Origin of the sequence: Streptomyces sp. NPDC049813 (assembly GCF_044465085.1) — a bacterium.
In the GTDB taxonomy this organism is placed as follows: domain Bacteria; phylum Actinomycetota; class Actinomycetes; order Streptomycetales; family Streptomycetaceae; genus Streptomyces.
The window spans coordinates 694,140-715,369 of the sequence record NZ_JBITLI010000002.1 but is presented as its reverse complement, the minus strand read 5'-3'; the positions used below and the strand labels follow the sequence as shown (position 1 = coordinate 715,369).

Genomic DNA, 21,230 nt, shown 5'->3' with positions numbered 1-21,230 from the left:
ACACGAGGAGAGGAGTCGCCGACATGGCTCAGGGCACGATCCGCTACTGGGCGGCGGCCAAGGCGGCCGCCGGCGTCGCGGAGGAACCGTACGACGCGGAGACCCTGGCCGCGGCTCTGACGGCGGTCCGCGAGCGGCACCCCGGCGATCTCGTCCGGGTGCTCCAGCGTTCCTCGTTCCTGATCGACGGGGACCCCGTGGGCACGCGCGGGCATGAGACGGTACGGCTTGCCGAGGGCGGCACGGTCGAGGTGCTCCCGCCGTTCGCAGGAGGGTGACCCCGATGAGCAACGACCAGCAGTACCCGCATCCGCGGCGACAGCCGCCGTACGGGCAGCAGCACGAGCAGTACGACCAGTTCGGGCGGCCGTACGGGCAGGAGTCGTACGGCGGTCAGCCCTACGACGGTCAGTCGTACGGTCAGTCCTACGACGGGCAGGCTTACGGGCAGGCCGGTCAGGGCGGGCCGGAGTCGTACGGCGGGCAGTCCTACGACGGTCAGGCTTATGGGCAGGCCGGCCAGGGCGGGTCGGACTCCCACGGCGGTCAGTCCTACGACGGTCAGTCCTACGGGCAGGCTCAGCAGGGCGGGCAGCAGGCATACGGGCAGCAGGCATACGGGCAGCAGTCGTACGCCGGGCAGCAGCAGTACGGCGCGCAGCAGTACGAGGAGCCGCAGACGCAGCAGTGGCAGGCGCAGACCTGGGACACCCAGGTGCAGCCCGCCCAGGCGCCCGCGTCCGCGCCCGCCCCGCAGCCGTATCTGCCGCCGCAGGGGTACGCCCCCGAGCGCGCGGCCGAGGGTGCGCCGCAGCAGGGCCGGCAGCAGGACCGGCAGCAGGAGTGGGGACAGTCCGACCCGGCACCCGCCCCCGCGCAGGTCGCGCAGGTCGCGCAGGCCGCGTCCGGACCGGCCGACGGGCCCGCCTACGGCGCCGCCACCACCACCGGCAACACCCGCGTCACCGACGCCCAGCGCGCCCGGGCCGAGGGCCGTTCGCCGATCATCGAGCCGGGCATCCGGCCCGCCGCGCTGACGGCCGTGCTCGGCCTGCTGCTGGCGGGCGGCGCGGCCGTCGGCCCGTACGGGCTGCTCGTGCCGCTGGTGCTGTTGCAGGCGGTCACGGCCGCGGGCTGGTTCCGGCTCAACGGCATGTGGCCCGCCCGCCAGGGCATCGCCCTCGCGTTCCTGGGCGGCGTCGTCGCCGACGTCGCGCTGCTCGCCGCCGGGCGGGAGAACGGGCCCGCGGCGATCCTCGGCACGCTCGGTGTCTGGGTGCTGCTCACGCTCGTCCTCCAGCTGCGCTCGCACGCGTCGCCGGACGAGCGGATGTACGGGCTGATGGCGACCGTCACCTCGGCGGCGCTCGCCATCGTGGCCTCGGGGCACCTCGCGGCGGAGCCGGACGCGGTAGCGGTCGGCGGGGTCGCCGTGGCCGTCGCGGTCGTGGCGCGGGCGTTGCCGCTGCCCGCGGTGGCCTCCGTGGTGGTGTCGCTGCTGGCGGCCGCGGGGGCGGGGGTCGCGGTCGGCGGGGTCAGCGGGTTCGGGGCGGGTGGGGCGTTGCTCGGGGTGGGGGCGGGGGTCTGTGCGCTTGTCGGGCACCGGGTCGCTTCGTACGACTATCCGTCGCGGTTCGTGCACATGACGGCGGGGGTGGCGCTTCCGCTGGCCGCGGCGGCTCCGGCGGTGTATCTGCTCGGCCGAGCATTGAGCTAGCCGCTCGTTCACAGATCCTCGGGCGCGGCCCGGTGGGGGCTGATCGCGCAGTTCCCCGCGCCCCTGGGTGGTTCTTCGGCTGCGGGCCGGTGGGGGTTGGTTGCGCAGTTCCCCGCGCCCCTGGGTGGTTCTTCGGCTGCGGGCCGGTGGGGGTTGGTTGCGCAGTTCCCCGCGCCCCCGGGTGGTTTTTCGGGTGCGGGCCGGTGGGGGTTGGTTGCGCAGTTCCCCGCGCCCCCGGGTGGTTTTTCGGGTGCGGGCCGGTGGGGGTTCTCGCGCCGTTCCCCGCGCCCCTGGAGGCTTGCGGCTTCGCCGCTGCCTCAGGGGCGCGATGAGATGGCGCACGCAGTGCGCATCTCGGGGGCGCGGGGAACGGCGCGATCAGCCCCCACCGGGCGGGCAGACAAACGGGGCGCACGGAGTGTGCCGTTTAGGGGCGCGGGGAACTGCGCGATCAGCCCCCACCGGGCGGGCAGACAAACGGGGGCGCACGGAGTGTGCCGTTTAGGGGCGCGGGGAACTGCGCGATCAGCCCCCACCGGGCGGGCAGACAAACGGGGCGCACGCAGTGCGCCTTCAGGGGCGCGGGGAACTGCGCGATCAGCCCCCACCGGGCGGGCAGACAAACAGGGGGCGCACGCAGTGCGCCTTTAGGGGCGCGGGGAACTGCGCGAGAAGCCCCGGCGGCCCGGACGGTGGCAGGGGCCTGATCGACAAGTTGGGTACAAGCGGGACCACCCCCGCCACCCCGCGGCAGCGGCGACGTACGCTCGCCGCATGATTCACCCCGGCGGGGGGACACGGAGCGCCGGGGACACACAGACGTGGGGGAGCCCCAAGGCCATGCGCGCACTGCGAATACTGCTGATCTTCGTCGTCATCGTCGGCGGCCTCTTCGTGATCGCCGACCGCGTCGCGGTCAACTTCGCCGAGAACAAGGCCGCGGACAAGCTGCGCACGAGCGAGGGCCTCACCGACACCCCCGACGTGAGCATCGAGGGCTTCCCGTTCCTGACCCAGGTCGCGGCCGGCAGCCTGGACGACGTCCGGATCGGCATCAAGGACTACGACGCGAAGAGCGGCGGCGAGAGCATCCGCATCGCCGACCTGGACGCCGAGATGCACGGCGTGAAGTTCGACAGCAGCTACAGCTCGGCGACGGCCGAGACGGCCACCGGTACCGCCCGGATCTCCTACGCCGAGCTGCTGAAGGCCGTGAAGAAGCAGGACGCGGCCCAGGTCGCCCCGGGCGTGACCGCGCGGATCGACGGCCTCTCGTACGGCGGCGGCGACAAGGTCAAGGTGGCGGTCACCGTGAACACGCCGGTGGGCACCCTGCACCCGACCGTGCTGAGCAGCATCAAGGTCACCGACGGCAAGGTCTCGGCCCGCGCGGACAGCCTGCCCAAGGCCGGCGCCCTCGAACTGGCCGAGAGCCGGATCCGGGCCGTCACCGACTTCCAGCAGGCGATCGACGACCTTCCGGCCGGCATCGAGCTGGACAAGGTCGCCCCGGTCACGGACGGCGTCGAGATCACGGTGAAGGGTTCGAACCTCGACCTGGTCGGGTAGGGACGCACGCGGGGAGCGCGCACGGCAGCGAGCGCCCACGTCCGCACTTCGAGACGGCGTCGTCCACCCTGTAGGTGCCGGCGCCGCCCCCGCCGCCCCGCGCCGCCGCGAGGGCCGCTCCGGACGCGGCCTGGTCTCGCCATTCGGATGAATACGTCTCAGGATTCGACACGGCGGTGACACGGCCGCCGATGCGTCCCTACGATCGGACGCATGAAGCGACAGGCGGACCTCACGAAGCGGCGGGCAGTAGACCTGTGCCGCGTCGCCGCCATGCTCTGTCGCACTGTCTGAGCGGGACACCCAGCCATTCGGCCGGCACCCGCCTTCTCCCGGACCCCCTGAGCCGATCACGCCGATCGATGCCACTCGGGGTCGCCCGCGCCCACCCCGCGCACCGAAATCCCGCATGCCCCGCCGCAACTGCCCCGGAGGAAGACAGCATGAGCCGCAGCGACGTCCTGGTCGATGCCGACTGGGTCGAGGCCAACCTCGACAACGAGAACGTGGCGATCGTCGAGGTCGACGAGGACACGTCGGCGTACGACAAGAACCACATCAAGAACGCGATCCGCATCGACTGGACCAAGGACCTCCAGGACCCGGTCCGGCGTGACTTCATCGACCAGGCCGGCTTCGAGGAGCTGCTGTCGAAGAAGGGCATCGCCAACGACACGACCGTCGTCCTCTACGGCGGCAACAACAACTGGTTCGCCTCGTACGCGTACTGGTACTTCAAGCTCTACGGCCACCAGGACGTGAAGCTCCTCGACGGCGGCCGCAAGAAGTGGGAGCTGGACTCCCGCGACCTGGTCGACGGCGCGCAGGTGCCCGACCGCCCGGCCACCCAGTACAAGGCCAAGCCGCAGGACGCCTCGATCCGCGCCTTCCGCGACGACGTGGTGAACGCGATCGGCAACCAGAACCTGGTCGACGTGCGCTCGCCCGACGAGTTCTCCGGCAAGCTGCTCGCCCCGGCCCACCTCCCGCAGGAGCAGTCGCAGCGCCCGGGCCACGTCCCGTCCGCGCGCAACATCCCGTGGTCGAAGAACGCCAACGACGACGGCACGTTCAAGTCGGACGACGAGCTCAAGGCCCTGTACGAGGACGAGCAGGTCGACCTCGCCAAGGACACCGTCGCGTACTGCCGCATCGGTGAGCGTTCCGCGCTGACCTGGTTCGTGCTGCACGAGCTGCTCGGCGTCGAGAACGTCAAGAACTACGACGGCTCGTGGACCGAGTACGGCTCCCTCGTCGGCGTGCCGATCGAGCTCGGCGCCAACAAGTAACAGCCCTCTCTCTTCTAGGAGTTCAGCATGTGTGGAGCGAAGGCCGGCGGCCCCGACGCCTCGACGATCAAGCCCGGTGAGACCACGATCCAGGGCCAGGTGACCCGCGACGGCGAGCCGGTGACGGGCTACGTCCGGCTCCTGGACTCGACCGGCGAGTTCACCGCCGAGGTCCCCACCTCGGCCACGGGCCAGTTCCGCTTCTACGCGGCCGAGGGCACGTGGACGCTGCGCGCGCTGGTCCCGGGCGGCACGGCGGACCGTACGGTCGTCGCGCGGACCGGCGGGCTCGCGGAGGTCGCGATCGCCGTGTGACGGCGGCGCCGCGGCGCGCACCGAACGGCTGAAGGGCCGCACCCCCGGGGGTTGGACGCCACTGGATCGGGGTGCGGTCCTTCGGCTTGCCCGCGGCCGTCGCGCCGGGCTTACGCTGAGGACATGTACGCGCGGCGGAAGCATCTGTACTTCGCCATGATGGGGCTGTGCGTCGGCCTCTTCGTGCTGGCCTGGGCCGTCGTGCGGCTCTGGTCGGTGCCCGCGGCCGTCGCCATGTGCGTCGTCGCCATGGTCATCCCGCCGGTCGCCGCCATCGTCGCCAACCGCCGCGGCCCCGAGGACCGCTGGTGGGACGACCCCTCGGGCGACGCCCGCTCCGACGAGTGGTGGGACGAACTCGACGGCAAGAAACGCCCGCCCCGCCCCTGAACCGCGGGTGAGGCCCTTTCGTTATCCATTTCCGTGCAACCTGCACGGGTCCCCACGGGTCTCCTGTGCGCGCGGATACGGAATCCGTGCCTCGCGTTCCGTGGGGGGAACCCGTTGGATGACGTACAGACTCCGCACCCGGTGCTCCCGGCACCACCCGCGGAACCGCCGCGGCCGCCAGGGCCGCCGCACCGCCGCCGCGGCCGCACCACGGCGCTGATCGCCTGCGCCGTGGCGCTTGGAGCGGTGGCCGGGGTGTGCACCGGGTACATCGTGCAGGCCGACCGCGCCCCGGACCGGCTCGCGGCCCTGTCGCAGCCCTCCGTCGCGCAGGCCGAGGGCGTCGCACCGCCGCCGTCCGCCGCGCACGACCGCGCCGTGCGCACAGAGGGGGACCTGCGGCGCCTGCTGCTGAGCCCGCCGCGGGGCGCTCGTGACCGCTCCGGCGGCACAGGCGACGACGCCTGGATGGACGCCGCGCAGGTCGCCGAGACGTACGACCGCCCCGAGTGGGCCTTCTCCGCGCTGCTGAAGAACGGCTTCCGGCGCGCGGCGAGCGTGAAGTGGACCGAGGGCGCCCTGGACGTCGAGATCCGGCTCACGCAGTACCGCGACCTGGAGGACACCTCCGCGGGCGACGCCGTGCTCACGCAGCAGTCGTCGATGGGGCTGCGCTTCGAGAAGGACAGCCCCGATGACCTCCCGGGCTCCGGCACCGGCCTGGTCTACGTCAGCAGCCGGACCGATCCCGAGACCGGCCGGTACGAGGCGGAGGCCGTCGCGGGCCGCGGGGATCTGATGATGGACCTGTGGATCAGCAGTGACCGGCCCATCGGCAAGAAGCGGGCCATGCAGCTCGCACGCGCGCAGTGGGGGCGGATGTGAGCGAGCACCAGCCGCAGAACGAGGCCGGAGAGAACAGGCCACGGCCCCGGCGCCGCCGGCTCGTCGTGGGCCTGGTCGTGACCGCGCTGGTCCTGGGCGCGGCCGGCACCGGGATCGGGGTCACGGTCTCCCGGGTGGCGACCGCGGACCGGCAGCCGGGGCCGCCCCGCTGGCGGTTCCCCTCCGGCGGCCACGACGCGCCCGCCGGCACCGGCCACCGGGGCGTCGGGGTCTCGCTCCTGCCCTACCCGGACGGGTACGAGGCCGGACCGGACCTGGATGAGTTCGGCAGCGACAAGGAGTTCTCCGAGCGGGAGGCCACGGCGCTGCGCAAGAAGTCGCTGCGCGTGCTGCCGCTCTCCCGGCGCCGGAGCCTGGAACGCGAGATCGACCGGCAGAAGGTGACCAGCATGGCCGTGCGCTCGTACGCGTCGGGGGACAAGGCCGCGGGCGGCATCGTCGCCACGGTCTCCCTGTACCGGATGAGGACGAGCGGCGTCGCGCGGAGCCTCGCCCGCTCCCAGGCGGCGGCGTTCGACGCGATCGGGGTCCCCAACGGACCCACGGTCCACGGCAACGGGGAAGCGCGCTGCTACCTCATGCCCAGCGACACCGACGAGAAGCTGGAGAAGATCTTCTGCTCCGCCCACCGGGGCGATGTCCTGGTCACCCTCGCGGCGTCCGGCACGAAGAAGAACCCGGTCGACGGCGCTCGCGGAAACGGGCTCGTGGGTTCGGGCGAGCCCGTGAAGCTGCTCCGCGCGCAGCTGGACCGGCTCGGCAACGTAGGGGAGGCGATATGAGCGACAACCAACTCACCAGCCCGTCGCCCGGGACACCCGAGGCGCAGGAGACCTCCGAGGCCACACCGCCGGCCGTGCCGGTGTTCGCCCCGGTGACCCCGGTGACCCCGGTGACCCCGGTGCCCCCGGCGCCCCCGACTCGGCGGGTGCTGCGGGCCGTGCTGCGGTGGAGCGCCGCCGTCGTCGTGTTCGCCGTCGTGGCGGGTGGCACGGCTTATGGGATCACTCAGCAGAAGCGGTCCGACCTGCCCGGTCTGGCCACCGAGTCGGACGGCCGCTGGGAGTATCCGGTCCTGACCCGCCCCGCCCTGCCGAAGGGCGCCCCACGCCCGTTCGACGAGCGCAACCGGGCCGAGGCCCACTATGCGGACCCGCGCGACCTCGTCCTGCCCGGGCCCGCCGGGGCCCGCCCCGATCCGGGGCTGCGCACCGACCACGGCTGGGTGGAGACCAAGGCCTTCCTCGCCCAGTTCGAGCCCGGGGAGCGCGACGGGCTGACGCTCGACCTGGCCGACGCGGGGCTGCGGCACATCACGGGACGCGGCTGGCTGATGCCGGACGGCACTCGCACCCGGATCTTCCTGCTGCATTTCAACACGGGCGCGGAGGCCACCGCGGTCGCCGACGGCATGGCGGGCGGCGGGACGCCGCAGCACTACCTGACCGGGGCGCAGGGCGCGGAGCTGGACCTGGAGTACCCCGAGAAAGCGCACGGCGCGGACGTCACCCTGTACCCGTACGACGAGCCGAGCCCTCGGGGCGCGGCCCACGTGCGGCAGGCGTACCTGGTGGCCGGGGACATGGTGGCCCTGGTGACGCAGCAGCGGAAGGGGACGGCCCCGGCCGTGCCGTTCCAGCAGACCGTCGCGCTCCAGAGCGAGCTCCTCGGCTGAGCCCCCGCCCGCCCATGCGGCCGACCTCGCCGAGAGGTCCGGGCCCCACCCGACTACAGTGGGGCCCGGCTCTGTATGTATCCCGCTCACCGAGGAGCACCCCGTGCTTGAGGCCTTCTTCTCCGCTCTCCTTGTCCTGGTCTGCGTCGGCGTCCTCGCCTTCGCCGGTCTGACCGTGAAGAAGCTGTACCAGGGCCAGCGCTGACCCCCGTACGTCCCGTACGTCCCGTACGACAGTCCACCGAGAGACTTCTGAACCGCTCATGATCCAGATCCCGTCCGACCTGCACCCCGACCTGCTCCCGCTCGCGTTCCTGCTGGGCGACTGGGCGGGCGCGGGCGTCACCGACTTCCCCGGCGCCGAGAAGGCCAACTTCGGTCAGGAGGTCTCCTTCACCCACGACGGGCGGGACTTCCTGGAGTACCACTCGCACAGCTGGATCCTCGACGCGGAGGGGAACAAGGTCCGGGCCCTGGAGTCCGAGGCCGGTTTCTGGCGCATCGACAAGGACCGCAAGGTCGAGGTCGTCATGGTCCGCGACGACGGCGTCGTCGAGGTCTGGTACGGCGAGCTGGCCGACAAGAAGCCGCAGATCGACCTGGCCACCGACGCCGTCGCGCGCACCGCGGCCTCCGGGCCGTACACCGGCGGCAAGCGGCTCTACGGCTACGTGAAGAGCGACCTCATGTGGGTCGGCGAGAAGCAGACCCCCGAGGTCCCGCTGCGCCCCTACATGTCGGCCCAACTCAAGAAGGTCGTCACGCCGGAGGAGGTCGCCGAGATGGCGCGCAACCTCCCGGACATGCCCGACGACGGCATCGCCTTTTTCAAGTAGTCCTAGACTCGACGGTGTGGTGAGCACCGAGGGAATCGACTGGAAGAGCGATCTGCGGCAGCGCGGCTACCGGCTGACGCCGCAGCGTCAGCTGGTCCTGGAGGCCGTGGACACCCTGGAGCACGCGACGCCCGACGACATCCTGTGCGAAGTGCGCAGGACCGCGTCGGGCGTCAACATCTCCACGGTGTACCGGACGCTGGAGCTCCTGGAGGAGCTCGGGCTCGTCTCGCACGCGCACCTCGGCCACGGAGCGCCCACCTACCACCTGGCCGACCGGCACCACCACATCCACCTGGTCTGCCGGGACTGCACGGACGTGATCGAGGCCGACGTGGGCGTCGCCGCCGAGTTCACCGCGAAGCTGCGCGAGCAGTTCGGCTTCGACACCGACCTGAAGCACTTCGCGATCTTCGGCCGCTGCCGGGACTGCGCGAAGGCCCACGAGGCCGCGCAGGAATAAGCCGGTCCGGCCGCTCGTCGTAATGTGGGTGACCATGCAGCGACTTTCAACGAGCAGCCCCCTGCTGACCCTGCCCGGTGCCGTCCCCGGCGAAGGCGTGGACGAAGGGGTCGCCGCGCACTACGGCGATCTGTTCCGCGAGCAGCGCGCCCTCGCCGACGGCACGGGCGTCGTCGACCTCTCGCACCGCGGTGTCCTCACCGTCACCGGCGAGGACCGGCTGAGCTGGCTCCACCTGCTGCTGACCCAGCACGTCGCCGACCTCCCCCCGGGCCGGGCGACCGAGGCGCTGGTCCTGTCCGCCAACGGCCACATCGAGCACGCCCTGTACCTCGTCGACGACGGCACGACGACGTGGGCGCACGTGGAGCCGGGCACCCAGGAGGCGCTCCTCGCGTACCTGGAGTCGATGAAGTTCTTCTACCGGGTCGAGGTCGCCGACCGCACCGCCGCGTTCGCCGTCGTGCACCTGCCCGCCGGCTCCCTCGCGCCGGTGCCGGACGGGGCGGCGGTGCGCGAGACCCCGTACGGGCGGGACGTCTTCCTGCCCCGCGGCGACCTGGAGGCGTACGCGCGCGAGCACGGCCCGGCCGTCGGGCTGCTCGCGTACGAGGCGCTCCGTGTCGAGCAGCACCGGCCCCGCCTCGGCTTCGAGACCGACCACCGCACCATCCCGCACGAGCTGGGCTGGCTGGGCACCGCGGTCCACCTCCAGAAGGGGTGCTACCGCGGGCAGGAGACCGTCGCGCGCGTGCAGAACCTGGGCAAGCCGCCGCGCCGCCTGGTCTTCCTCCACCTCGACGGCAGCGAGGTGCACCTGCCGCCGCACGGCGCGGAGGTGCGGCTCGCCGCGGAGGGCCCGGAGGGCCGCAAGATCGGCTTCGTGACGACGTCCGTACGCCACCACGAGCTCGGCCCGATCGCGCTCGCGCTGGTGAAGCGGAACGTGCCGGTGGACGCGGAGCTGATGGCGGAGACGACGGCCGCGGCGCAGGAGGTCGTCGTCCAGCCGTAGGGCCAGTTCAGAAAAGTCCCGCCCGCCGCTACATCTCCAGCAGCACCGTGAACGGGCCGTCGTTGGTCAGGGACACCCGCATCCGCGCCCCGAACCGGCCCGTCGCCACGGTCGCGCCGAGCGCCCGCAGCTGGGACACGACCTCCTCCACCAGCGGCTCGGCGACCTCGCCCGGGGCCGCCGCGTTCCAGGTGGGGCGGCGGCCCTTGCGGGCGTCACCGTAAAGCGTGAACTGGCTGATCACGAGGAGCGGCGCGTCGATGTCGCTGCACGACTTCTCGTCGGTGAGCATCCGAACGCTCCATAGTTTCCGGGCCAGTTGGGCCGCCTTCTCCTTCGTGTCCTCGTGCGTGACGCCGACCAGGACGCACAGGCCCTCGCCCTCGATCGCGCCGACGGTCCGCTGCCCGCCGTCCTCGTCCACGACGACGCTCGCGCCGTCCACTCGCTGTACCACTGCTCGCATGAGGCCATCATGCCGTGCGGCGAACCCCCCATCCGGGGCCGATATGGGGTACTCGCGCACAGAGCGGGCATCGGGAGTGGCACCATGCACACACGTGGTGCGCCGGTGGCGCACGGCGTCGGTCCGGTCGAGGGGACGGTACACACCATGGATGCCCACGCCATGAGCCACACACCGAGTTCGAACCCGCCCGGGGGGCCGGTCTCCCTGACGCACGGCGGCCGGGTCGCCCCGCTGGTCCGGCCGCCGGTGCAGCGCCTCGCCGGTCCCGAGCTGCCCGCCGCCCCCCGGCACGACCTGGCCGGGCTGCGCCTGCCCGAACTGCGCCGGGTGCGCCGCGAGTCGCAGCAGGACGAGGCGGACCTCAGCTACGTGCGCCGGCTGCTCCAGGGCCGCATCGACATCCTCCGCGCCGAGCTGGGCCGGCGCCGCGACCCGGAGGCGCCCGTCGTGGACCGGCTCCCGGAGATCCTGCGCGACCAGCCGACGCGGACGCGCTCCTCGGCCCGGCACGTCACCGTCGGCACCCCGCACAGCGAGGAGTTCCGGCGGCTGGCCGCCGAGATGCTCTCCGAGGTCGAGCTCTCCGACCTCGCGGCCCGTACGGACGGCGAGCTGCACGCGGCGATGGGCCGCCTCGTCCACTACGAGCAGCAGGTCTCGCGGCGCCGCCAGCATCTGCAGCGCACCGCGGACGACTGCAGCGCGGAGATCGCCCGCCGCTACCGCGAGGGCGAGGCGCAGGTCGAGGACCTGCTGGTGGGCGGCTGACACCCGGCGCGGGGGCGCGGTGGCCGCCGACAATTCGCGCGACGCCCCGCCCGGCCCGTCCTACCGTGGTCGGCATGATCCCCAGCGCCGCCGAAGACATCGACGTACGGCCCATCACCGAGGACGAGCTGCCGGCCTGGAGCCGGGCGCTCAACAGCGGGTTCCTGCGCCCGCCGACCGCGTCGCCGCAGACCGTGGCCCGGCGCCTCGCCCACTTCGACCTCGCCCGCACCCGGGCCGCCTTCGCCCCCGCGGGCGGCGGGGACGGCACGCGGCAGGTCGCGACCTTCCGCTCCTTCGCGCAGGAGCTGACCGTCCCCGGCGGGGCGAGGGTCCCCACCGACGCGATCACGAACGTCACGGTCACCGCCACCCACCGCCGCCGCGGCCTGCTCAGCCGCATGATGGCCGCCGACCTCGCCGAGGCGAAGGAGCGCGGCGACGTGGCCGCGACGCTGATCGCCGCCGAGTACCGGATCTACGGGCGGTACGGGTTCGGGCCCGCGGCCACCACCACGCAGTGGGAGATCGACGTGGCCCGGGCCGGGCTCGACCCGCGCCGGCCGGGCCCCATGGACGGCGGCCGGATCGATCCGGCCGACGCCGAGGAGGTGCGCGCGATCGGGCCCGCGCTGCACGAGCGGCTGGGCGCCCGGGTCGCGGGCGTGGTCAGCCGGGACGCCTACTGGTGGCAGTACGAGACGGGCCTGTGGCCGGCGCCCGAGGACCCCTGGACCGAGCCCTTCCACGCGGTGTACCGCAACGCGCGCGGTGAGGTGGAGGGGCTGGTCGCGTACCGGAGTGACGGCCACTGGAGCACCGCCAAGGTGCCGGCGAACACGCTGACCGTCGTGCGCCTCGCCGGGGTCACCCCGGCCGCCGAGCGGGCGCTGTGGCACCACCTCTGCTCGGTCGACTGGGCCACCACCGTTCGCACCGACGGCCGGGCCCCCGACGACCTGGTGCCGGAGCTGCTGCCCGATCCGCGCGCGGCCCGCGTGGTGACCCAGGCCGACTTGCTGTGGGTGCGGATCCTGGACGTCGTCCGGGCCCTGGAGGCGCGCTCCTACCAGGCCTCGGGGGAGCTGGTCCTGGAGGTGCACGACCGGGCCGGGCTCGCCGCGGGCCGGTTCCGGCTGGCGGTGACGCCCGACGGCGCGGTCTGCGAGCCGACCACCGCGGCGCCCCGGATCAGCCTGGACATCGGCGAGCTGGGCGCGCTGTGGCTGGGCGACGCATCCGCGGTACGGCTGGCGGCCCTGGGCCGGCTCGTGGAGGAGGAGGCGGGCGCCGCGGCTGCCGCCGACGCCCTGCTGCGTACGCCGCGGCGACCGTGGTGCCCCGATGTGTTCTGACGTGCCTGGCACCGCCTGAGGTCTGGCACCGGCTGAGGTGCCTGGTGTGTCCGAGATGCCTGACGCCGGCCGACGTGCCTGGCGTCGGCTGAGGTGCCTGGTGTGTGCGGAGGTGCCTGGCGTGTGCCGAGGTGCCTGGCGTGTGCTGAGGTCCGGCCCGTGGTCGGGTGCGGGCCGGGCCCCGTCTCCGGTGGCGGTGATGGACCGACCGGGCTCCCGGCTCCCCTCCGGAAGGGAGCCCGGTCAGCCGCTCTGGGCCAGCAGCAGGACGAGGATCGCCGCGCCGATGCCGCTGAGGGTGGTGTTCTTGGCCTTGAGGCCGACGGACAGCACGATGAAGGCGATGATGCCCATCGGGCCGTACTTCCACTGGATGAGCTGTTCGAATCCGATGGCGAGGGCGGCGATGAGGATGGCGAAGACCGGCATGGGACTTACCTCCTTCAGGTCCGAGTGGTGACCAACTCGCGCTCCACGGCGCTGGCGTAGACCAACCCCCACGGTCGACGCCAACCCCCGTTGTTGTCTGACCATGTCGCCTAAGTTGGTCACCAACTCACTGGTACTTATCTCCGTTGGACCGCGACTCATAACCACCTTCTCCTCAACTCCCCAAAGATGGCGGGAAGTTGTAGGGTTCGGGTGTGAGTGGGGAGCCTGCCGCCGCGGGCGGACGGACCCGGCCGCCGCGGGAGCAGTGGACGTACCGCGAGGTGGCCGACGAGCTGCGTGCCCGGATCCGCGCCGGGCAGCTCCGTCCCGGCCAGCGCATGCCCACACAGGCGCGGCTCGCGGACGACTTCGGGGTGGAGCGGTCCGTCGTCCGGCACGCGCTGCGCGTCCTGCACTCCGAGCAGCTGCTGGCCAACGTCTCGAAAGGGAGCCCGGCCACCGTCGCGGAGACCGTCCCGGCCCCGCCCGGCGGCCCCGGGGCGTCCCCGCAGCCGACGATGGTCACGCTCTCCCAGAAGGTCGCGGCGGCGTTCCGGCGGCCGGAGGTGGAGATCGACGCCCTGTGCCTGACCTCGGTCTCGCTGACCCTCGCGATGGGCGAGCCGCTGCGCCAGATCCACGCGGGCCGCATAAAACCGGCCAGGGTGCGGGTGCGGGTCCTGCTGCCGAGCCGCGACATCGACCTCGCCTTCCCGGCCCCGGCCGACGCGGCCGTCGGCGCGGACGGCGTGACGGGCGACCGGCTCCAGCACTACTGGCTCCAGCAGCGCAACGCGCAGGGGCAGGTACTACGGCACAACCTGCTGGCCCTGCGCGCCTCGCACGGCGTCGACGTCCAGGTCGCCTTCCGCGCGCTGCCGTTCACGCCGCCGGTCAAGCTGTACCTGCTCAACAACGCCGAGGCGCTCTTCGCGTACTACACGCTGAGCCGGCGCGGCGAGCTGATCGACCAGGAGCGGGTGGACGTCTACGACGCGCAGGGCGTGCGGCAGATGCTGTTCGCGTTCGAACAGGGGGCGGGGCTGCGCGACACGACCTTCGTCGAGCAGTCCCACCTGTGGTTCAACAGCCTGTGGAACACGATCAGCACGGAGCTGCGCTTCGGTTCCTGAGCCGGGCTGTCAGTGCAGGGCGGGTCCTGCCACCATGATCGCGAGCAGCGCGCCGCCGACCGAACTGCACGTGGCGTTCCTGGTCTTCGCGCCGATGGTCAGCAGCAGCAGGCCGGCGATGCCGGCCGGCCCGTAGTGCCACTGGACGAGCTGCTCGATGGTGATCACGAACACCGCGGAGAGGAGGCTCAGAACAGCCATGACGGTTCCCTCCTGCTTCTCATTGTTGGCCCAAGTTGGCTACCAACTCCATTAGGGTTGTGCCCACTTGGCGGCCAGGGGTAAACAAGTCCTCAACAACTCCCGCCAAATGGAAGTGAGTTGTACCATTTGGTCGTGACCCGGGAGCGTGGCAGACATGGCTGACATGGCAGACGCGACACTGAACGGAAACGGGAGACTCTCCCCGCAGGCGATCGCGGACGACCTGCGCGAGCGGATCCGGGCGGGCCGGCTCAAGCCGGGCGACCGGCTCCCCACGCAGGCCACGCTCGCCGACGAGTTCGGTGTGGAGCGCGGCACGGTCCGCCAGGCCCTCCACCTCCTCCAGACCGACGGCCTCCTGAGCAACATCAGCAAGGGCAGCCCGCCGCGCATCGCCCCCACGGCTCCCGGCCGCGACGCGCCGCGGCCCACCATGGTCGCGCTCGCGCCCCGCCTGGTGGAGGCGTTCGCCCGGCCCCAGGTGCGGATCGACGCCGTCTGCATGACCTCCGAGACCCTGATGCTGGCCCTGGGCGAGCCGCTGCGCCTGATCCACGAGGGCCGGATGCGCCCGGAGTCCATCGACGCCCGCATCCTGCTGCCCAGCCGGGACATCGAGCTGGCCTTCCCGGTCCCGGTCCCGGACGGCCCGGACGGCACCGACCGGGCCGACGACGAGGCCGTGCACGAGCGCTGGCTCGCCACCCGCAACGCCCAGGGGCAGGTCCTGCGGCACAACCTGCGCTCCCTGCGCTCCTCCCACGGCATCGACGTCCAGGTCACCTTCCGCGCCCTGCCGTTCACCCCGCCGGTCAAGCTCTACCTGCTCAACGACGAGGAGGCGCTGCTCTCGTACTACATGGTCACGCGCCGCGAGGAGGAGATCGACAGCGGTACGAAGCTGGAGATGTACGCCGCCACCGGCTCCCAGGCCCTGCTGTTCTCCTTCGAGAAGCGGGCGGGCCACCGGGACCGGTCGTTCGTGGAGGAGTCGCAGAAGTGGTTCACCGCCCTCTGGGAAACCATCACGTCCGACCTGACACTCTCCTAGTGACTTCAGACGCGACGAAGCAGAATGTCCCGGTGGCCGAAGAGGCGGACGAGGCGGGGAAGTTGGCTGCGCAGGAGCGGCGTGGAGAGCTGGCCCGACTGGCCGAGCTGGTCGGGGGTGCCCGTCACGTCCTCTTCGACTTCGACGGGCCGATCTGCCGCCTGTTCGCCGGGCGGCCGGCGCCGCTGATCGCGCGGGAGCAGGTCCGCTGGCTGGACGCGCAGGGGCTGGGCGAGGCTCTGACGCACGACGAGCGCGTCGACGCGGACCCGCACAGCGCGCTGCGCAGCCTCGGGCTGCAGCGGCCGGACAGCGACCTGGTCATCGAGATGGAGCGCCGGCTCACCGTCCAGGAGCTGCGCGCCGTCGGCTCGGCGTGGCCCACCGCGCACGCCGATCCGCTGATCCGCACCTGGACCGCGGTCGGCGCCCGGCTGGCCGTCACCACCAACAACTCGGCGGAGGCCGCCCGCCGCTATCTGGAGAGCCGGCGTCTGTCCGCCTGTTTCGAGCCGCACATCTACGGCCGCACCCAGGATCTGCGGCTCCTCAAGCCGCACCCCTACTGCCTCGTCCGCGCGCTGAGCGCCATGGGCGCGGCCCCGGCCACCGCGCTGATGATCGGCGACGCCCCCACGGACCTCCTCGCCGCCCGGGCCGCCGGTGTCGCCTTCCTGGGCTACGCGCACAACGAGCGCAAGGCGGCGCTGCTGCGGGAGGCCGGGGCGCGGCACGTGGTCGGGTCCCTGGAGACGATCCTGTCCCTCCTGCGATCGGCCTGACCCGCGCATTCCGTTTTCTTGGTGCACAACGGGTGGAGTTGGCAGCCAACTGCCGTAGGGTTGTCGGGACTTGGCGGCGCGGGAGGGGAGTGGCGCGGTGAACGACGAGAACGGCCCCGGCCCCAGGACCACCCCCGACGTCATCGCCGGCGTCCTGCGGGAGCGCATCAAGCAGGGCACGCTGCGGGCGGGCGACCGGATGCCGACGCAGGCCGCGCTCGCCGAGGAGTTCGGCGTGGAGCGCGGCGCGGTCCGCCAGGCCTTGCAGCGCCTCCAGGCGGACGGCCTGCTGACCAACGTGAGCAAGGGCAGCCCGCCCCAGGTGGCGGCGTCCACACAGGGTTCGCGCGCGGCGCGCAGCATCCTGGGCCCGCGGCTCGTGGCGGCCTTCGGGGAGCCGCGGGTGCGCATCGATGTGGCGTGCCTGACGGCGGAGACGCTGATGACGGCACTGGGTGAGCCGCTGCGCCGCGTCTACGAGGGCGCCGACCGCCCCGACTCGGTCCATCTGCGGGTCCTGCTGCCCCTCCTCGACCAGGACCTCGACTACCCCTCGCCGGACAAGGGCTGGGGCCACGACGAGAAGCTCGACGCGGCCGTCAAACAGCGCAGCCGCGCCCAGCGGGCGGCCCAGCACACCGTCCTGACGAACACCATCGGGGGCCTGCGCCGCAGCGGCATCGACGCGCACGTCGACTTCCGCTACACCCTGGGCACGCCGACCCGGAAGGCCTACCTGCTCAACCGGCGGGTGGCCCTGGTCGGCCACTACATCCCCGGCCGTTTCCTCCGCGAGATCGAGGACTACGAGGGAGCGAACCCGGTGCCCCTGTGCGACGTGGAGGGCTTCGACACCCCGATGTTCGCCTTCGACGCCGGCGGGGACGAGGGGCCCTTCGTACGGGCCGAACAGACGATGTTCGACGGGATCTGGGAGCACGTGGCCCGGGGTCAGGCCTGAGCGGCCGGACCGGCCGAAACCGCTGTGCTGTCGGCGCGAGAGAGCTACGTTCCGCCTGTGACGAACGGCCGGAGCGGGGCCGACGGCGGCGAAAGGGTCTTCCGTGTCGTCGAGGACCTGCGTACGCGGATGGCCGGCGGGGACTTCCCGCCCGGCGCGCTCCTGCCCGCCCAGCGGCAGCTCGCCGAGGACTACGCCGTCTCGCGCGACACCGTGCAGAAGGCTCTGGGGCAGCTGCGCCAGGAAGGCCGGGTCGTGTCGCGGCAGGGCAGCGGTACACGCGTGGTCAAGGCCCGGCAGGTCCAGCCGGACACGGCTCGGGCCGCGGTGGAGGGCCGGCAGACCGCCCGGCTGCAGAAGGAGCTCCTCGGGACCACCCACCGGCACAGCAGCTCGCTGCGTGCAGGGCCTGCGTGCCGTGGATCAGGTACGGCTTGAAGGCGGGGGCGATGTCCACGTGGCGCAGCTCCGGCGCGGCGGATTACACCAGGCCCTCGGCCTCCAGCGGGCGCAGCTGTGTCTGGAGAATCGGTCGTCCCGTCCGAACACGTCCCCCCGGAAGGGTGCCTCCGGGCGGTAGGTCGGCGGCACTCTCGGACTCCGGTCGTGCGGCCTGCTGTGCGGCACTACTCTGTGGGCCTGTTACGGCCCGATGCATGAGTATCCAGGAGCGGCCCGTGGGCGCAGATCCCGCCCGGAGTCCCCAAGCGCCCGACGAGGTCTGCGATGTGCGGAGCCGCCGGTCGTGGGACGAGGTCGTCGAAGGCGCGCGGTGCCACGGCGAAAAGCTGAGCGGGCACCACAACCTCAACCGGGTGGTGCAGCTCTCCGCCGGGCAGGCCGCCGCGCTCGCGCTCCCGCCGGACTCCCGCGTCATGGTCAGGCGCCGCCTGAAGAACGCGCCGCCCGTGGTGATCAGGACCTGGACGGACGAGCCGGCCGTCCTCGACGCGATCGGCGGCAGGCTCAGCCACGTACCGCAGTGTCTGGCGCGACGCGAGGACGTCGCGGTCCACAGCTACATAGAGGGCACCCCCCTGGCTGTCGTCTGCCGGGACGGGAAACCGGTGGACTCGCTGCTGATCGACGCCTTCGCCGGGCTGCTCGCGGACATGACGCGCGTCCCCGAGGAGTACCTGCCGCCGCGGCCGGCACCCTGGCCACGCGACGGGGACAGCCGAGGCTTCCTGCGCAGGCTGGCGCTCGCGGCGGACGAACAGATCCGGCAGCCCAACTGGGCTGCTTTCGGCGGGCTGTTCGTGGCGTTGGGCGTCCCGGAGAGCGGGCTCAGGATGTCCGCCGACTGGACGCCGAAGCTGACTCCCCGCCCGTTCAGCCTGCTCCACGGCGACCTCCACCGGGCCAACGTCATCGTCACCTACGACGGCGAACCCCCGCTGATGTGCGTGGACTGGGAGCTGGCGACGTACGGCGACCCGCTGCACGACCTCGCCGTCCACCTCGTCCGCATGCGCTACCCCGAGGAGCAGTGGGCGGAGGTCGTCGAGCGGTGGCGCGAGGCGATGTGCCGGGTGCGCCCCGCCGCGGTGGCGGGGCTCGACGAGGACCTGCGCCACTACGTCGACTTCGAGCACGCGCAGTCCGTCTTCCCGGACGTGATCCGGGCGGTCGGCTCGCTCGGCGACTCGTTCACGCAGAGCGATCTGGAAGCGGCGTCGGAGGAGGTCCACCGCGCGCTGGTGGTCTCCCAGCGCCAGCTCAGGCTGCGTGACGTGATGGACCCGGCCACGATCGAGCCGCTGCTCTTCCGGTGGCGGGTGGCCCGGGGCGCACGCCACCGGGGCCGGTCCTTCTCCGCGGCCATCAACTGGCGCCAGGACGAACGGGTGCCGCTGCGCACCTCGTTCTCCGAGGCCGAGGTGGAGGCGGCGCTGTGGGCCGAGGGCGCGGCGACGGCACGCCAGGTCTTCAAGGGCACGGCCCACCTCGGCACGGTCGTCTCGGCCGGCGCGTACGCCGACCCGGTCATGGTGCGCAGGAAGGTGGGCACGGGCAGCCCGATCGAGCCGCGGTTCCTCGTCGAACACGCGGTGCTGCGGGCCATCGAGGACTCGGGGGCGGGCGTCAGGGCGCCGAAGGTCCTGGCGCTGGGGGTGAGCGATTTCGCGGAGCCGTTCACCATCCACACCTATGAGGGGCCGCCGGACACGGCGCAGCGCCCCCAGCACCCCGTGCACGGCCTGCTCCCGGGCGAGGCCCACGACCTGATCGATCAGCTGAGCCGGCTGGCCCGGGTGGACCCGTGGCTGCTCACCCAGGACATGAAGGGCACCGGTTTCTACGGGTGGCTCTGCGACCGGCTCGTCGAGATGGTCGCGGGCCTGTCGCGCGGCTCGAAGGAACTGGCCGCCCGGCTCGGTCTGCCGGACGCGACGGGCCTCCAGGAGCGGCTGCGCCAACACGCGGTGCACGAGCGCCCGTACGTCCTGCTCCACGGCGACCTGAACCCGTGGAACCTGGTGCGCGGCGAGCGCGGATTCGGGCTCACCCTCATCGACTGGGAGATGGCCATGGTCGGCGATCCCCTCTACGACCTGGTGCGGCACATCCACCTCACACCGACGACCCGCGAGACCCGGGAGCGCATGTACACCCGCTGGGCGCGGCTGCTGCCCGAGCCGTACACGCACGGCTGGGACGACGACGTCCCGGTCTACCAGGGGGTCGAGGTCGTCCGGTCCGCCTACGTGGACCTGGACCGGCTCGTCACGGGTTCCGGTCTGGACGCCCCCAACGTCCGGCGGGCCGTGGGCTCGTACACCACCACACTCCATAAGGCTCTCAAGTGGCTGGGAACGATTCCCGGCTCCGGAGCCGCGGCCAACCCCTATCTTGCCCTGGCCCTGCCGCACGCGGACCATGAGGGAGGGGGCGCGCCGGGAGCACTCGCGGCGGTCTGAGCACGGCGTGCCTTCCTGTCCCGGGGGGAGGACGAGCATGGTCGACAGCAGACGCGGCGGTGCGGACACCGGCGGGGTTCGAAGGGCGCTGAAACGCTTTCAGCAGCGGGTCGAGCCGACGGTCGTCCGCTGCCTGCTCCTCGCCATCGCCGTGACCGGCCTGGTCGCCCAGTTCGTACGGCCCGTCGGCGACGCCCTCGAAGGCAAGACGTTCCTCGGCGGCGCGCTGCTCAGCCTCGTCGGCTACCTCCTCTACGACGCGCTGAAGGAGCTGACCGCGTCGGCACGCCCGCCCGAGCGGGGGCGGGTCGACTCGCGCGATCTCGGGGGGTACGTCGCCGACGCCTTCGGCGCCCGCCACGTGGAGGTCAGCTTCTTCGGATACACCGGGGAGACCCTCTACAACGAGCTGTACCACCGCCTGGAGCAGCTCGCCCGCAATCCGGGCGTGACGCGGCGGGTGCGTGTGCGCTTCATCGTCCCGGACTTCGCGCGGCCGATGAAGATGCCGGCCAGGGTCGGCGCGGGGGACCGGCCCGAGGACGATCCCGCGTTCCGGCGCCGCCTGGAGGAGAAGTGCCGGGAGTACGACGAGATCCTCTCCAACCTCGCGGTCGGGCTCACCGCCATCGGCCGGATGGACGTGCAGTGCGAGTACCGCGTCTACCAGGGGCCTCCGCTGTACAAGCTCTGCATCTTCAACCGCAAACGGGTGCTGCACGGGCTGTACGACCTGTCGGCCCGGATGCCCCTGCGCGGCCCCGAGTACTACGACCCCAAGGGTTACGACACGGATCTCTCCATGTTCGCCGGTGAGAACGGGGCGGAGGACGAGCTGGCCATCGCTCAGTGGGCCAAGCACTTCGACGACCTGTGGACGCTGGTGGCGGACCCACCGGCGTGGCGGCGGGCGACGGCGGCGTGAGCGCGGGCCATACCGGGGGGTGTCTACGGCTGCCTGGGTGCCGGTCCGTACCCG

General features: G+C 72.4%; 25 protein-coding genes. 22 read left to right on the top strand and 3 right to left on the bottom strand.

All coding sequences use genetic code 11. The features are described 5' to 3' along the window. Nucleotides 1–23: 23 nt before the first annotated feature. The 13 genes from ACIBW6_RS07380 to ACIBW6_RS07320 all read left to right on the top strand — a co-directional run bounded on the left by ACIBW6_RS07380 (nt 24) and on the right by ACIBW6_RS07320 (nt 10,175). On the top strand, nt 24–278 hold the full coding sequence (locus ACIBW6_RS07380; protein ID WP_356491679.1) for a MoaD/ThiS family protein: 255 nt from the start codon (nt 24–26) through the stop codon (nt 276–278). A 5-nt stretch (nt 279–283) separates the two neighbouring features. After that, on the top strand, nt 284–1,717 hold the full coding sequence (locus ACIBW6_RS07375; protein WP_399057571.1) for a hypothetical protein: 1,434 nt from the start codon (nt 284–286) through the stop codon (nt 1,715–1,717). Between the two features lie 840 nt (nt 1,718–2,557). Next, complete coding sequence (locus ACIBW6_RS07370) at nt 2,558–3,286, top strand: DUF2993 domain-containing protein (RefSeq protein WP_399057569.1); 729 nt, start codon at nt 2,558–2,560, stop codon at nt 3,284–3,286. Nucleotides 3,287–3,499: 213 nt separating this feature from the next. Further along, nucleotides 3,500–3,580 (top strand): putative leader peptide, encoded by an 81-nt coding sequence (locus ACIBW6_RS07365; RefSeq protein ID WP_350203226.1) that lies wholly within the window; start codon nt 3,500–3,502, stop codon nt 3,578–3,580. Between the two features lie 149 nt (nt 3,581–3,729). Further along, complete coding sequence (locus ACIBW6_RS07360) at nt 3,730–4,575, top strand: sulfurtransferase (protein WP_399057568.1); 846 nt, start codon at nt 3,730–3,732, stop codon at nt 4,573–4,575. A 27-nt stretch (nt 4,576–4,602) separates the two neighbouring features. After that, on the top strand, nt 4,603–4,890 hold the full coding sequence (locus ACIBW6_RS07355) for a DUF1416 domain-containing protein (protein WP_399057566.1): 288 nt from the start codon (nt 4,603–4,605) through the stop codon (nt 4,888–4,890). Between the two features lie 51 nt (nt 4,891–4,941). After that, nucleotides 4,942–5,280 carry a DUF3099 domain-containing protein gene (locus tag ACIBW6_RS07350; RefSeq protein WP_399057564.1) on the top strand — a complete coding sequence of 113 codons (339 nt, stop codon included), beginning with the start codon at nt 4,942–4,944 and terminating at the stop codon, nt 5,278–5,280. A 114-nt stretch (nt 5,281–5,394) separates the two neighbouring features. Further along, nucleotides 5,395–6,165, top strand: a complete 771-nt coding sequence (locus ACIBW6_RS07345) for a hypothetical protein (RefSeq protein WP_399057562.1) — start codon at nt 5,395–5,397, stop codon at nt 6,163–6,165. Further along, nucleotides 6,162–6,968 carry a hypothetical protein gene (locus tag ACIBW6_RS07340; protein WP_399057560.1) on the top strand — a complete coding sequence of 269 codons (807 nt, stop codon included), beginning with the start codon at nt 6,162–6,164 and terminating at the stop codon, nt 6,966–6,968. Before ACIBW6_RS07345 ends, ACIBW6_RS07340 begins: the two co-directional genes overlap by 4 nt. After that, a complete protein-coding gene (locus ACIBW6_RS07335) occupies nt 6,965–7,861 on the top strand; it encodes a hypothetical protein (RefSeq protein ID WP_399057558.1) in 897 nt (298 codons plus the stop codon). Before ACIBW6_RS07340 ends, ACIBW6_RS07335 begins: the two co-directional genes overlap by 4 nt. Before the next feature lie 263 nt (nt 7,862–8,124). Further along, on the top strand, nt 8,125–8,697 hold the full coding sequence (locus tag ACIBW6_RS07330) for an FABP family protein (protein ID WP_399057556.1): 573 nt from the start codon (nt 8,125–8,127) through the stop codon (nt 8,695–8,697). 16 nt (nt 8,698–8,713) lie between these two features. After that, nucleotides 8,714–9,160 carry a Fur family transcriptional regulator gene (locus tag ACIBW6_RS07325; RefSeq protein WP_399057554.1) on the top strand — a complete coding sequence of 149 codons (447 nt, stop codon included), beginning with the start codon at nt 8,714–8,716 and terminating at the stop codon, nt 9,158–9,160. Between the two features lie 34 nt (nt 9,161–9,194). Next, nucleotides 9,195–10,175: a YgfZ/GcvT domain-containing protein gene (locus ACIBW6_RS07320; protein ID WP_399057552.1), complete on the top strand. Its 981-nt coding sequence runs from the start codon at nt 9,195–9,197 to the stop codon at nt 10,173–10,175. 28 nt (nt 10,176–10,203) lie between these two features. Here ACIBW6_RS07320 and dtd read toward each other — a convergent pair whose 3' ends face one another. Beyond that, entirely contained in the window at nt 10,204–10,641 is a 438-nt protein-coding gene (gene dtd / locus ACIBW6_RS07315) for a D-aminoacyl-tRNA deacylase (protein ID WP_399057550.1), read from the bottom strand. A 162-nt stretch (nt 10,642–10,803) separates the two neighbouring features. Here dtd and ACIBW6_RS07310 point away from each other — a divergent pair, with 162 nt between their 5' ends. Continuing rightward, nucleotides 10,804–11,412 (top strand): ABC transporter substrate-binding protein, encoded by a 609-nt coding sequence (locus tag ACIBW6_RS07310; RefSeq protein ID WP_399057548.1) that lies wholly within the window; start codon nt 10,804–10,806, stop codon nt 11,410–11,412. Between the two features lie 74 nt (nt 11,413–11,486). Then, nucleotides 11,487–12,767 (top strand): GNAT family N-acetyltransferase, encoded by a 1,281-nt coding sequence (locus ACIBW6_RS07305; RefSeq protein ID WP_399057546.1) that lies wholly within the window; start codon nt 11,487–11,489, stop codon nt 12,765–12,767. Nucleotides 12,768–13,010: 243 nt separating this feature from the next. On the opposite strand, the gene ACIBW6_RS07300 is transcribed toward ACIBW6_RS07305, so the two are convergent. Further along, complete coding sequence (locus ACIBW6_RS07300; protein ID WP_399057544.1) at nt 13,011–13,196, bottom strand: hypothetical protein; 186 nt, start codon at nt 13,194–13,196, stop codon at nt 13,011–13,013. Between the two features lie 215 nt (nt 13,197–13,411). On the opposite strand from ACIBW6_RS07300, the gene ACIBW6_RS07295 reads away from it, so the two are divergent. Beyond that, nucleotides 13,412–14,332, top strand: a complete 921-nt coding sequence (locus tag ACIBW6_RS07295) for a winged helix-turn-helix domain-containing protein (RefSeq protein ID WP_399057542.1) — start codon at nt 13,412–13,414, stop codon at nt 14,330–14,332. A gap of 9 nt (nt 14,333–14,341) precedes the next feature. Here the strand turns inward: ACIBW6_RS07295 and ACIBW6_RS07290 are convergent, their stop codons facing one another. Next, nucleotides 14,342–14,533, bottom strand: coding sequence for a hypothetical protein (locus ACIBW6_RS07290; protein WP_399057540.1), 192 nt, complete (start codon nt 14,531–14,533; stop codon nt 14,342–14,344). 157 nt (nt 14,534–14,690) lie between these two features. Between ACIBW6_RS07290 and ACIBW6_RS07285 the strand changes: the two genes are divergently transcribed. The 6 genes from ACIBW6_RS07285 to ACIBW6_RS07260 all read left to right on the top strand — a co-directional run bounded on the left by ACIBW6_RS07285 (nt 14,691) and on the right by ACIBW6_RS07260 (nt 21,176). After that, entirely contained in the window at nt 14,691–15,587 is an 897-nt protein-coding gene (locus ACIBW6_RS07285; RefSeq protein WP_399057538.1) for a winged helix-turn-helix domain-containing protein, read from the top strand. Continuing rightward, nucleotides 15,536–16,369: an HAD family hydrolase gene (locus tag ACIBW6_RS07280; RefSeq protein ID WP_399057534.1), complete on the top strand. Its 834-nt coding sequence runs from the start codon at nt 15,536–15,538 to the stop codon at nt 16,367–16,369. The genes ACIBW6_RS07285 and ACIBW6_RS07280 overlap by 52 nt, the downstream gene beginning before the upstream one ends. 97 nt (nt 16,370–16,466) lie before the next feature. Next, on the top strand, nt 16,467–17,330 hold the full coding sequence (locus ACIBW6_RS07275) for a winged helix-turn-helix domain-containing protein (RefSeq protein ID WP_399057532.1): 864 nt from the start codon (nt 16,467–16,469) through the stop codon (nt 17,328–17,330). Nucleotides 17,331–17,387: 57 nt separating this feature from the next. Next, nucleotides 17,388–17,768 (top strand): GntR family transcriptional regulator, encoded by a 381-nt coding sequence (locus tag ACIBW6_RS07270; protein WP_399057530.1) that lies wholly within the window; start codon nt 17,388–17,390, stop codon nt 17,766–17,768. Between the two features lie 239 nt (nt 17,769–18,007). Continuing rightward, complete coding sequence (locus ACIBW6_RS07265; RefSeq protein WP_399057528.1) at nt 18,008–20,251, top strand: phosphotransferase family protein; 2,244 nt, start codon at nt 18,008–18,010, stop codon at nt 20,249–20,251. A gap of 37 nt (nt 20,252–20,288) precedes the next feature. Beyond that, complete coding sequence (locus ACIBW6_RS07260; RefSeq protein WP_399057526.1) at nt 20,289–21,176, top strand: hypothetical protein; 888 nt, start codon at nt 20,289–20,291, stop codon at nt 21,174–21,176. Nucleotides 21,177–21,230 lie beyond the last annotated feature (54 nt).